The organism is Chryseobacterium sp. Bi04 (genome assembly GCF_918698085.1).
Taxonomy (GTDB): Bacteria; Bacteroidota; Bacteroidia; order Flavobacteriales; family Weeksellaceae; genus Chryseobacterium.
Genome location: NZ_CAKKLP010000008.1, coordinates 183,584 through 195,656, shown reverse-complemented (window position 1 = coordinate 195,656; position 12,073 = coordinate 183,584). Strand labels below are relative to the sequence as shown.

Genomic DNA, 12,073 nt, shown 5'->3' with positions numbered 1-12,073 from the left:
TAGTTAATGTAAAATTATCTATTTTTTATGATAATTAATATTAAAAATTCATTATTAATGTATTTATTTAATTTATAATGAATTTTTTTTGAAAAGAATGGTAATGTGTGGTTTGTTATAGAATAATTCCCGAAGAATGATCTTCACGGCTTCCTGTTGCAGAAGCCAAAACATTGATTTCATTTTTAAACCTTAAAACTCCCATAAATGCGAAGATTAAAGCTTCTTTATAGTCTATGATTTCTCTTTCAGGAATAACAATTTCCGCGGTGGTTTTTTCTTTAATTTTTTCAATTAAATAATGATTATAAGTTCCACCACCGGTAAAAAGTACATTTTTTAATTTATTTTTATTAAATATATCTGAAATCTGTTGAGCAGTATGTTCTGTAAAAGTAGCTAAAGCATCAAGAGCTTCAACATTTTTAAATAGCGGGAAAATATTTTCATTACACCATTCGATTCCAAGAGATTTGGGATGCGATTGACGATAAAAGCTTAAGGAATTTAATTTTAATAATAAATTCTCATCAATTTTTCCTGTTCTGGCTAAATCCCCGTTTTCGTCAAAATTTTTCCTGAACTGCTGAACCAGTGTATTCAAAACAATATTCACAGGAGCGATATCAAAGGCAATTCTTTGACCATTAATTTGTAAGGAAATATTGGAAAACCCACCCAAATTAAGACAGGCATCATATTGAGAAAATAGCAATTCGTCACCAATTGGGACCAGAGGAGCTCCATTTCCGCCCATCAAAACATCCTGAGTCCGGAAATCGTAGATGACGGGTAAATTTATTTCTATTTTAACAGCTCTTCCGTCGCCTATTTGCAGGGTAAATCTTTTTTGAGGCTGATGAAAAACAGTGTGGCCATGAGAAGCAACCAGATCAATATGCTGCAATTGATGTTTTTCAATGAAGTTTTTAACTGATTTTCCTAAATAAAAGCCGTATTCCGAATGTAATTCTAATAACTTTTCTGCAGAAATATGAATTGAATTTCTAAGCTTTTCTTCCCATTCTTTAGAATAGGGAATGGTTTCTGCTTTCAGAATCTTAAAGGTCCATTGGTCTTGCTTTTCAAATTCAGCAAAGCAAATATCCAAACCGTCAAGGCTTGTTCCGGACATAAGGCCAATAGCAAGAGTTTTCATGATGATAAGACTTATTTTTTGTTTTCAGAAATCCTTTTAGAACTAAAGTCTCCCGAGTTGTTATAAAAAGTATATTCAGAAAAATCATCTTTAGCAGTCATTCCATTAGCGCCTACTAATGTGGATCCGTCTTCCATAGTTACATATACCGTATCTTTGGTATAAATTCTTTTTTTTCTCTGATCCCAATAAATACTCTGCATGGCAAACCTTTGGCCTTCATTGGTTGTAATCCTCACATCACCTTTTGCCTCGTAGAATTTTTTGTATTCAAAAATACGGGCATATTTAGCGGTGATCTTTCCGGGGATTTTCGGTTTCTTTTTATCGAAGAACTCTATATTGATCCCTTTTTTTGCTACAACATACGGGCTGTCTATCAGTTCATATTTTTCAATGATAGGCGCTTTGGCTTTTAAAGTGACAAAACCGGAATCACGCTGTACAATATTGGCATTATTGATGATCTGTGAAGGGAAGTTTTTACTCTGGTTGCCTTTATTTTTGGTAAGGTCCTCTTCACATGATGTCAATATAAAAAATATAGCACAACTAAAAAGGCATGCTATATTTTTATATGATATTTTTTTTGAAAAATTCATTCTAGTTATAAAGAGTCTTTCTAAACCATTTATCAGCAAAATTAAAGCCGATTCTAAGATTAATGAAGTTCTGATTGATCAGGTTGTCATTAAGGGTTCCTCTCTTACCAACTTCTACTCCTATTTCAAGTCCGCTCATTCTTGTGATACTGCTGGTCTTGAATGGAAGCATTACTCCGGCAGAAATACCAAATTTATTAATGCTGTTACCTTCTAGTTTAAGGTTTCCTCTTTCATAGAAAGCTCCATATCTGTAGATTACTCTTGAGAAATAATTTCTAAAGTTATTGTAGTTAGGCAAGTACCATCCACCGGCAGAAATTCTATAAGTATCCTGGAAATCAAAAGTTTTTCCGAAATAAGAGATGTCTTCACCTTTCTTATAGTCCACCTGTCCTGAGAAGAACCAATGGTTTTCACTTCCATATCCAACCCCTACAGAGGCCTGTAAAGGAAGAAGGTTCTTGGAACGTATACTTTTTTGCTCTATGATTTTTTCATCAGTTTTAGTTCCTGCTGCATCTGCAAACCTGTAAGTACTGTTGATGTACTCAGTAGTCATATTACTGGTATTCCCAAAAGTAGCAGTAGCTCCGATCGTGAATTTTTTATCAGTACGTGTATTTAAAGTCTGATAGCTGGTACCCAGTGTAAAATTAAAGTTTCTTACTTTGTTTTTAGTTTCATACCCATTCACGAAGCCATTGATAGCATTATTGTATGAAGTGCTAAATTCATTCAGATCATACAAATCACCAAAATAAAGATTGGCCCTTGCTCCAACAGAAAACTCCTGGTTTATTTTGTAAGATACAGCCACCTGTGCTGTATTTAAAGTTCCGTTTCCTTTAAATTTATTAATGTAAGTATCTCCGTTTTCTAATTTTTGCTCATTTAAAATATCATAGCTTTTAGAGCTATACGGCTGATAAGAAAGTCCCATCTTTACCTTGGAAGATAAAGGAAATGCCAAAGCAATATTGGAGAGATACGTAGAATGCTTTGTAGATTTCATATCGTTATAATTCGATTTGAAATAATTGTTTTCATTGGTAGCCTCCAGTCTGATACTTGTAAGTTCGAAATTGGTGTTGTTTGCAGGGTTTGCAAAGTTGAAACTACTGGTGAAATCACTTATAAAAGCAGTTGATATACCTCCCATTGAAGCAGTTTCGATCGTATTATCATATTTTACATCTCCAATTCCATACGTTGCATAGGGCGAATTACCTATACTCTGTGCATTCAGGAAGTATCCAGCTGATATGAATGATACTACAAAGATTTTTTTCATTCTTTATTTTTAAAACAATGCGCAAATATCTTAAATATTAATGAATTGTAAAAATTATATGTGGTTAAAGTTTGTTAAGGGCCTTCCTTTAAAAGAAAACTATAAATTTTTATTCGTAAAACTGGTCATTCTATTATACAAAAAAGACTGTTTATAATAGTATAACAGTCTTTTTTTTAGTAAGATAGCCGGTAGAGTTATTTTACCCGAAGCACCGACCGGCTGTGACTAAAACTTTCAAAACTGAATTTTCCGTGGTATTTTCCCATTCCGGAAGTTCCTACACCGCCAAAAGGCAGATAATGGGAACCAACGTGAATAATGGTACTGTTGATTTCTGCATCACCACTTGTTGTACAATTTAGAACATGATCTGAAAATTCTTGGTCTTCCGAAAAAACATATAAGGCCAGTGGTTTAGGGCGGTTATTTATTTCTTCCAGCGCTTCATTAATGTCATGGTAAGTCATAATAGGTAGGATAGGACCGAAAATTTCCTGCTGCATTACCTGATCATCCCAGGTTATATGATCCATTAAAGTAGCCTCAAAATGACGGCTCTCAAGGTCATACTTGCCTCCGTAGATTACTTTTTCAGGAGCGGCTTCCAGATATCCGGCAAGATGTTTAATCTGATTCTGGCTTACAATCTTTCCTATTTCCCCTAAAGATTTGTCGTTATAGGTTGTGTTTAAATGAGCTTTAAATTTTTCAATAAACGCATCCTTTACAGACTCATGAATATAAATATAGTCGGGGGCCACGCAGGTTTGCCCGCAGTTGATCCATTTTCCGTAAGATATTCTTGCCACTGCCTTATCAAGATCTGCATCTTTGTGAACTATGGTAGGAGATTTTCCTCCAAGCTCCAATGCTAAAGGAATTAACTGCTCTGCCGCAGCTTTCATCACAATTTTTCCAACATTTGGACTTCCTGTAAAGAAAATATAATCAAAAGGCAGGCTTAATAATAAGGTGTTTTCTTCAATAGCCCCCTGAAATACGGCTACATAAGATTCATCAAAAGATTTCTTTACGATATCTTCAAGAACTTTAGCAACATGGGGTGTATTTTCTGATGGCTTCAAAATGGCAGTGTTTCCTGCTACCAAAGCTCCGATAAGGGGACTGAATGTCAGTTGAACAGGGTAGTTGAAAGGCCCGATAATATAAGTTACTCCATACGGCTCATACATTATTTTACTTATGACTTCGGCTCCCGTTGGATGTGGTTTGGAGGGAACGGGAGTTGGCTTTGCCCATTCATCAATATTTTCCAGAAAATAATCAAGTTCACTGATGACAATCTGAATTTCTACATATTCAGCTTCCTTCCGGCTTTTCCCCAAATCTGTATGTAAAGCATCGCAAAGAGCATCCGTATGCTGTAAAAATACTTCGCGGAATTTTCTCAGTTGTGCTTTTCTGAATTCAATATCTTTTGTCTGATTGGTTTTGAAAAAAGCTTTCTGCTGTTGAAAGACATTTCTTATTTTCTGTTCTGATTCTTTGTTCATTGTGTATCGATTTTTAAGAATTCAATAAGCTGAAATTCTAATAGTAAATTAAGTTAAATTAGTAATGCAAATATATTGTTGAAAATTATATTGCGCACAATTTAATTTAAAATTAATTCTAATTGAATTATTGATGTTTCCTATAATTACTAGATTTTTGTTTTTAATTAAATATATAGAAAGGTTTTACTGCAGATTAAGCAGACTTAATTTTATAAATTGAGATAAGATTTTTTATCTTTGGAACATGAATTGGGAGAACATAGCCGGTCAGGAAAACCTGAAAAAACTTCTTAGAGAAAGTATTGCTGAAAACAGAGTTAGCCATGCCCAGCTTTTTGTAGGGAAAGAAGGATATGGAACATTACCTATGGTCCTGGCATATGCCCGAGAGATACTGAGTCGGGAAAATGAGCATGCTGCCGTAAAGGTGGAGCATCTGAATCATTTGGATCTGCATTTTAGCTTCCCTGTTTTTACAGATAATAAAAATTCTTTAAGTAAAAATAAGTTTGAAGAATTCCGGGAGATGATCATGGCTTCTCCCTATGCCAGCTATGATGACTGGACTGCCTTTTTAGAATCCGAAAACAAACAGCTTTTTATCTCTGCAGATGAAGTAGATGACCAGAATCAGAAATTTTCCCTGAAAAGTTTTGAAGGAGGAACTAAGATCCTTATTGTCTGGAGGGCTGATAAAATGAATATTGCAGCTTCAAACAAATTTTTAAAATTCCTGGAAGAACCGCCGGCCAAAACTATTATCCTCCTTACCACAGAAAGTACAAATGATATACTTCCTACCATTCTTTCCAGAACCCAGATTGTGGAAATTCCGAGAATTAATGATGAAGATATTAAACACTATCTGGAAAAGAATTTTTCTGTTTCTGAAGAAAAGATCAGAGAGGTTCTCCATGAAGCTCAGGGAGATTTAAACAATGCCATAAAACTTTTAAACTCCGGTGATAAGACTAACGAGTTTGAAAAATTATTTGTACAATGGGTACGGGATGCATTTATGGTAAAAAAGAAACCCGCTTATCTTAAAAGTATTATTTTCTGGGCAAGAGAAATAGCCGGATGGAACAGGGAAAAGCAGAAGAATTTTTTAAACTACTGTTCTGAAATTTTCAGGCTGGCACTCCTTCAAAATTATCAGTCTGAGGATCTTGTTTATAAAAAAATCAATGCTGATGGATTCAACTGGCCTGGATTTTCAAAATTTATCAGTGGTGCCAATATTGAAAATATATTAGAAGAAATCAATACTGCAGATCTCCACCTGACAAGAAACGGGAATCCTAAAATTGTATGGACAGACCTTGGGATAAAGCTATCAAGATATATTCATAAAAACTCATGAAATAAAATTCCGGTCAACAGGCCGGAATTCCTGTTTTAAAATTTTTGTTCTGTTCTTTTCTGCACAAACATCCACCGTTGAACTTTCCCGGAATATCTCTATTACAACAACCAATATCTTTGCTGATTTTAAAGTGTATAAGTAAATGCAGATTTTTCAACAGACTGTTGATTTTTAAGGAGTTTGCAGTAAATATTGCATTAGTCTTTTTTTATTATAGTTTTTTATACTTATTCTTTTAATAGAAGCAATCTTATGTTGCTGATAAATTAAATCTATATTAAAAAATCAATCAATCGTTTGATTTTGTGAAAAACTTATGTAAATTTGCGCCCTGAAAATGGAAGTGATATGATTTCAAAAGAAGAAAATATATTATTTGCTGCTGAAAAACTTTTTGCAGAAAAAGGTTTTGAAGGAACTTCTACCAGGGAAATTTCCAAGGCTGCAAATGTAAACATCTCTATGATCTCTTACTATTTTGGCTCTAAAGAAAAGCTTTATGAAAAACTGGTTGAATACAGAATGAACGAAGGGCAGTTTTTCTCAAAAGATATTGTAGAAAGAACGGACCTTAATGAATGGCAGAAGATAGAAAAGATAATAGACCAGTTTTCCAATAGGATAAGAACGCAAAAGTGTTTTTACAGGATTATGCAAAGGGAACAGCTTCATACTGATAATCCACAGATTGTAGAGTTTCTAAAACAAACTAAAATGGGATTTCTCTCCATGTATTCTCAGATATTGGAACGTGGACTTGAGAAGGGAATTTTCACGAAAAATCCTCCAATTTATCTGTTTCATTCAACCATCAGCGGAACTTTATTTTATGCATTCAATGCTAAAGATATGTATAAAGAATTCCTTAATGATACAGAGGAAGAGAGTGTTTTTGATGAAAAATACTATACTGAACTTAATAAACATATAAAACATTTACTAAAAGACCTTTTAGGTTATGAAGAGAATAAATAACTCAGTGATTGCATTATCACTATTCTTAGGAGTAGCAAATGCAAATGCTCAGGAGAAAAAAACACTTTCTCTTGACGAAGCTGTGCAGCTGGGAATCCAGAACAGCAAGAATCTCAAGATCGATGCAGCCAAGATCGAGGAGGCTACAGCTGACCTTTTGGAAGCTAAAAACAGGCAGCTTCCTGAATTGAAAGTTTCCGGAAGCTATATGTACCTTCCGATAAAACCGAATGTTGATATCAAACTTCCGGGTCTTTCCGGAGGTGCAGGAGGGCCGGAAATACATCAGGTTCTTTACGGTTCGGCTAATCTTAGCGTTCCTATTTACAACGGAGGAAGGATCAAGTACGGGATTCAGTCTGCAAAATATCTGGTGGAAGCCTCTAAATTAAGCACTGAAAACGATAAAATTGCAATTGCTTACAACGTTGCCCAGGCCTACAATAATCTGTTTAAGGCCAACCAGTCTATCAAAGTTTTTGAAGAAAATCTTGCTGCTTCTCAAAAAAGAGATGAAACATTCCTGAAAATGGAAAACAATGGATTGATTGCCAGAAACGACAGATTGAAAGCCAACCTTCAGACTTCAAATATTGAACTTCAGCTATTGGAAGCTAAGAATAATTACAATATTGCCAATATCAATATGGATTTGTTGTTGGGGCTTCCTGAAACTACAGAACTTGAAGTGGATCCAAATTATATAGATGAAGGATCAGAGGTAAAACCTGTTGTTTTTTATGTAAATGAAGCCCGGGAAAACCGTAAAGATTTACAGGCTTTAGCTCAGCAAAGAAAAGCTGCTGAACTAGGATCAAAAGCCGCTAAAGCAGAAAATCTTCCATCATTAGCATTTACCGGAGGTTATGTAGCAGCAGATATTCCCAAATTTCTTACTGTATACAATGCCGTGAATGTAGGAATCGGAATTTCTTACAATTTATCAAACATCTGGAAAGAGAATTCATCTTTAAAGCAGTCACAGGCAAGAGAAAAGCAGTTGGCGGCCACTGATGAGCTATTAAATGACAATATTAAGCTTGATGTCAACAGAGAGTACCAGAACACAGATTATTCAAAAAAGAGAATCGCTGTTTTTGAAAAATCAGCTGAACAGGCTAATGAAAATTATAGAATCACAAAAAACAAATATGACAACGGGCTTGCAACCATGACCGAATTACTGGATGCAGATGCCGCTCAGATTGCCGCAAATGTGGGCGTAATCAATGCAAAAGCAGACGCCGCATTAGCATATAGAAAACTATTACAGACAACAGGAACTTTAACAATTAAATAATCAGATCGAACCCACATGGAAAATAATAATACACAGGCAGTTGAACCTAAAAAGAAAAAAAGTTTAGTCTTTCCTCTCATTTTAGCAGCTGTAGTAATCGGAGGAGGAATCTATGGTTACAGAGCATTTACTTACGGACAGTATCATGAAGAAACGGATGATGCTCAGATTGCTTCTAATATGACTCCGGTGATTTCCAAAATTTCAGGATATATCACTGAAGTGAAAGTAAAAGATAATCAGTTTGTAAAAAAAGGAGATACGCTGGTTATTTTAGATAACAGAGACCAGAAAATGGCCCTTGAGCAAGCTCAGGCTGCTTTATCTACGGCTAAAAGCAATATTTCAAATGCCGAAGCTACTACAACAGCCACTTCAAAAAATATCAGTTCTTCTGAAGCAGCAGTAGTTACTGCCAATGCACAGATAGAAGCAGCAAAAGTAAATGTGTGGAAAACTTCTCAGGATTTAAAGAGATATGCTAATCTTGTAAAAGACCATTCTATTACAGAGCAGCAATATGAGCAGGCTTTGGCAGCAAAACAGTCTGCAGACAGACAGTTACAGGTTTTAGTGGATCAGAGGAATCAGATTGCTCAGCAAACAAATATCGCATCCTCTCAAACGGCTGCCAGCTCTCAGCAAATCAGTGTTGCAGGTTCTGTAGCAAAACAAAGAGAAGTAGATGTTGAAAATGCAAAATTAAACTTGTCATATACCGTAATTCTTGCTGCAGAAGATGGCTATGTAGGAAAAGTACCTACTCAGGCTGGTCAGTATCTTCAGGCAGGAGCACAGCTGTTTGCTTTGGTAAAGAATGATCAGAAATGGGTAGTGGCCAACTTCAAAGAAACGCAGGTAGATAAAATGGTGGAAGGACAAAAAGTGAAAATTGAAATTGATGCTTTTCCTGACAAAGAATTTGAAGGAGTAGTAAGCTCATTTTCTCCGGCAACAGGTGCTACGTTCTCCATTTTGCCTCCGGATAACGCGAGTGGTAACTTCGTGAAAGTAGTTCAGAGACTTCCTGTAAAAATTGATTTTGTAAACCTTGATAAAAATATTGCAAAAAGATTAAGAACAGGAATGAACGTGAAAGCAGAGGTTTCTTTGAAATAATTTATACAATGTACAATATAAGATGTACAAAGTATATTAATGTAGCTTAAAAAGACATTTTACATTGTACTTTTTACATTGTACTTATTAAAAATATATGCAAGATTCATTAGTAGAATATGGAGCCCGAAGAGTAATCATCACGATTACAGCAATTCTTTGTGCTCTGCTTGAAATTGTGGACTCCACGATTGTAAATGTTGCCTTGAATGAGATGAAGGGTAACCTTGGAGCCACACTTTCTGAAGTAGGTTGGGTAATTACGGCTTATGCAATAGGTAACGTAATTGTCGTACCGATGACGAGCTGGCTTTCACAGCAATTTGGACGTAGAAACTATTTTGCGGCTTCCATCATCATATTTACCATATTTTCATTCTTATGTGGAAACGCCACGAATATTTGGGAATTGGTATTTTTCAGATTGATGCAGGGAATTGGTGGGGGAGCGCTATTGGTAACTTCACAAACGATCATCACGGAATCTTATCCGATTGAGAAAAGAAGTATGGCTCAGGCCATTTATGGGCTGGGGGTAATTATAGGCCCTACCTTAGGTCCGCCGTTAGGAGGATATATTGTGGATAATTTCAGCTGGCCTTATATTTTCTATATCAATATTCCTATTGGAATTGCGGCCACTTTGATGACACTTCAGTTTGTAAGAAGCCCGAAATATGCTGAAAAACGTAAGGTATCCGATGTAGACTGGATTGGTATTGGATTACTGGCAGTGACGGTAGGTTCATTACAGTTCATTTTAGAGAGAGGTCATGAAGAGGATTGGTTTGAAAGCGGAATGATTGTAGCATTTACCATAGCTGCTGTTCTAGGATTTATATTGTTTTTATGGCGGGAGCTTACCTTTAAATATCCGATAGTTGAACTTAGAGTGCTTAAAAATAGTAATTTGAGAATCGGAACAATGATGTCATTTGTGTTGGGATTCGGATTATATGGGTCTACATTTATTGTTCCTCTTTATACGCAAAGTATTTTGGGATGGACGGCATTGCAGTCAGGAGCATTGATGATTCCGGCAGCATTAACCACTGCTTTCATGATGCCTATTATCGGTAGGTTATTGGCAAAAGGAGCAAAACAGCAGATCTTAGTGTCTTTGGGACTGTTCATCTTCTTTGTCTATAGTTTCTGGGGATATAAAATTCTGACACCGGATACCAGTAAAGACGCCTTTTTCTGGATGCTTATTGTAAGAGGAGCCGGGCTCGGATTATTATTTATCCCGATCACCTCCTTATCATTAAGTACCCTGAAAGGTCAGGAAATTGGACAAGGAGCTGCCTTTACCGGGATGATGAGACAGCTTGGAGGGTCTTTCGGTATTGCAGCCATTACTACTTTTATTGCCAATGCAGGCCAGAAGTACAGAAATAACCTGATTTCTCACCTTGACGAAAACAGTTTTGATGTCCAGCAAAGACTGGCTGCTCTTAAAGCAAATTTTGTTGCGAAAGGAATGACCCCTGATGCAGCAATGAATGCCGCCTATAAAATGCTCGACATGTCAGTAACCAAGCAAGCAACGGTATTGTCTTACATGGATGTATTTCTTTACCTCGGAATCGTATTCTTGATATGTATTCCGTTTATCTTACTTGTAAAAGAAAGAAAGAGCAAAGAAAAAATAGATTTGAGTGAAGCCATGCACTAAATTTACACAACAAACCTCCGGAAATTTTCCGGAGGTTTGTTTATAGGCTATTTTAAATAAAACCAATCATTGATAGTATTGTATTACGGATGTAAATATTGTATAACTAAATAATTAGTGTATTTAATAAAACAATATCACCTATTGGAGAATTTGTTTATTTTCTTTAACTTTACTGTACAAAATGAAAAAATATGAATAAGTTCCCCTCATCAATATTTTCCCTTTTCAATAGGGGAATTCCGGAGTATTACAAAATACATCTGCCCGAAGAATTGCTGCCGGCAATATCTTAAAACCTCCATTGTGTGGTATTCCTGTGTTTATTTTCATTGAAATAAAAACGCTGTTGCCGTTTTATAAACCAGGTATATAATTATCAGGATATTAAAAACTTTTCACCATGAATAATAACGTACAACTGCCGGAAACATTTGTGGCATTATCCGATTTCAGAAAAAATGATATTTATCTCCCTGAAATGGATATGGAGCAGATTATTTCGGATTATTTTCCAGGAACCTTTACAGAGCTGGTGCAGCGACTTTCAGATATTACAGGATCTTTTTACGGAGGAATGCTTAGGCAAACAGGAAAGCTTTTTGGTGCTGAAGCAGTTGAACTCCTTTCCAGCAGCTTTATGTATGATCTGGGATCGAAAATGGCTTTGAAAAACCTTGCCGTCAAACCCGGTTTGAAACCCGGAATTCCGGCTGTAGCAAAAATACTTATAGGAGCAGTTTTTACATCCAGTCCCGAATATAGTTTTGAATTTAAAGAATTGAATGACCATAAAATTGAAATGTTGATACAAGGAGTGGATCGCTACCATAGAATAACACAAGAGTTTGAAATTGCCCATCTATTAAAATGGCCGGTGATCAAACCTTTCGTACAGGGAGTATGCGATGCCATGGGGCTGGATGTTTTACTTGAAATGAAAGTACTGGAACTGAATCCGGACAGTTCATGTGTGTATAAGGTTTGTATAATGTATAATGTATAATGTATAATGTATAATGTATAATGTATAATGTATAATGTATAATGTATAATGTATAAT

10 protein-coding genes are annotated in these 12,073 nt (G+C 35.6%); 6 read left to right on the top strand and 4 right to left on the bottom strand.

Annotation, left to right across the window (positions count from 1 at the left end):
- Window positions 1–115: 115 nt before the first annotated feature.
- The 4 genes from LQV47_RS14240 to mdlD all read right to left on the bottom strand — a co-directional run bounded on the left by LQV47_RS14240 (window position 116) and on the right by mdlD (window position 4,572).
- Window positions 116–1,159, bottom strand: a complete 1,044-nt coding sequence (locus LQV47_RS14240; protein ID WP_230037946.1) for an anhydro-N-acetylmuramic acid kinase — start codon at window positions 1,157–1,159, stop codon at window positions 116–118.
- A gap of 11 nt (window positions 1,160–1,170) precedes the next feature.
- Window positions 1,171–1,761, bottom strand: a complete 591-nt coding sequence (lptC, locus tag LQV47_RS14235) for an LPS export ABC transporter periplasmic protein LptC (RefSeq protein WP_230037944.1) — start codon at window positions 1,759–1,761, stop codon at window positions 1,171–1,173.
- Window position 1,762: 1 nt separating this feature from the next.
- The gene (locus LQV47_RS14230; protein ID WP_230037942.1) at window positions 1,763–3,055 is read right to left on the bottom strand and encodes a hypothetical protein; all 1,293 of its coding nucleotides are present in this window, start codon (window positions 3,053–3,055) and stop codon (window positions 1,763–1,765) included.
- 197 nt (window positions 3,056–3,252) lie between these two features.
- On the bottom strand, window positions 3,253–4,572 hold the full coding sequence (gene mdlD, locus LQV47_RS14225) for an NAD(P)-dependent benzaldehyde dehydrogenase MdlD (protein ID WP_230037941.1): 1,320 nt from the start codon (window positions 4,570–4,572) through the stop codon (window positions 3,253–3,255).
- Between the two features lie 247 nt (window positions 4,573–4,819).
- Here mdlD and LQV47_RS14220 point away from each other — a divergent pair, with 247 nt between their 5' ends.
- The 6 genes from LQV47_RS14220 to LQV47_RS14195 all read left to right on the top strand — a co-directional run bounded on the left by LQV47_RS14220 (window position 4,820) and on the right by LQV47_RS14195 (window position 12,016).
- Window positions 4,820–5,938 (top strand): DNA polymerase III subunit delta', encoded by a 1,119-nt coding sequence (locus LQV47_RS14220; RefSeq protein ID WP_230037939.1) that lies wholly within the window; start codon window positions 4,820–4,822, stop codon window positions 5,936–5,938.
- A gap of 351 nt (window positions 5,939–6,289) precedes the next feature.
- Window positions 6,290–6,916 carry a TetR family transcriptional regulator gene (locus tag LQV47_RS14215; RefSeq protein WP_230037937.1) on the top strand — a complete coding sequence of 209 codons (627 nt, stop codon included), beginning with the start codon at window positions 6,290–6,292 and terminating at the stop codon, window positions 6,914–6,916.
- Window positions 6,900–8,216 (top strand): TolC family protein, encoded by a 1,317-nt coding sequence (locus LQV47_RS14210; RefSeq protein ID WP_230037935.1) that lies wholly within the window; start codon window positions 6,900–6,902, stop codon window positions 8,214–8,216. Before LQV47_RS14215 ends, LQV47_RS14210 begins: the two co-directional genes overlap by 17 nt.
- Before the next feature lie 15 nt (window positions 8,217–8,231).
- On the top strand, window positions 8,232–9,335 hold the full coding sequence (locus tag LQV47_RS14205) for an HlyD family secretion protein (protein WP_230037933.1): 1,104 nt from the start codon (window positions 8,232–8,234) through the stop codon (window positions 9,333–9,335).
- A 97-nt stretch (window positions 9,336–9,432) separates the two neighbouring features.
- On the top strand, window positions 9,433–11,010 hold the full coding sequence (locus tag LQV47_RS14200; protein ID WP_230037932.1) for a DHA2 family efflux MFS transporter permease subunit: 1,578 nt from the start codon (window positions 9,433–9,435) through the stop codon (window positions 11,008–11,010).
- A 403-nt stretch (window positions 11,011–11,413) separates the two neighbouring features.
- Window positions 11,414–12,016 carry a hypothetical protein gene (locus LQV47_RS14195; RefSeq protein WP_230037930.1) on the top strand — a complete coding sequence of 201 codons (603 nt, stop codon included), beginning with the start codon at window positions 11,414–11,416 and terminating at the stop codon, window positions 12,014–12,016.
- Window positions 12,017–12,073 lie beyond the last annotated feature (57 nt).

Coding starts and splice junctions, on each gene's coding strand:
- LQV47_RS14240 (WP_230037946.1), bottom strand. CDS start 1,159: ATGAAAACTCTTGCTATTGGCCTTATGTCCGGAACAAGCCTTGACGGT.
- lptC (WP_230037944.1), bottom strand. CDS start 1,761: ATGAATTTTTCAAAAAAAATATCATATAAAAATATAGCATGCCTTTTT.
- LQV47_RS14230 (WP_230037942.1), bottom strand. CDS start 3,055: ATGAAAAAAATCTTTGTAGTATCATTCATATCAGCTGGATACTTCCTG.
- mdlD (WP_230037941.1), bottom strand. CDS start 4,572: ATGAACAAAGAATCAGAACAGAAAATAAGAAATGTCTTTCAACAGCAG.
- LQV47_RS14220 (WP_230037939.1), top strand. CDS start 4,820: ATGAATTGGGAGAACATAGCCGGTCAGGAAAACCTGAAAAAACTTCTT.
- LQV47_RS14215 (WP_230037937.1), top strand. CDS start 6,290: ATGATTTCAAAAGAAGAAAATATATTATTTGCTGCTGAAAAACTTTTT.
- LQV47_RS14210 (WP_230037935.1), top strand. CDS start 6,900: ATGAAGAGAATAAATAACTCAGTGATTGCATTATCACTATTCTTAGGA.
- LQV47_RS14205 (WP_230037933.1), top strand. CDS start 8,232: ATGGAAAATAATAATACACAGGCAGTTGAACCTAAAAAGAAAAAAAGT.
- LQV47_RS14200 (WP_230037932.1), top strand. CDS start 9,433: ATGCAAGATTCATTAGTAGAATATGGAGCCCGAAGAGTAATCATCACG.
- LQV47_RS14195 (WP_230037930.1), top strand. CDS start 11,414: ATGAATAATAACGTACAACTGCCGGAAACATTTGTGGCATTATCCGAT.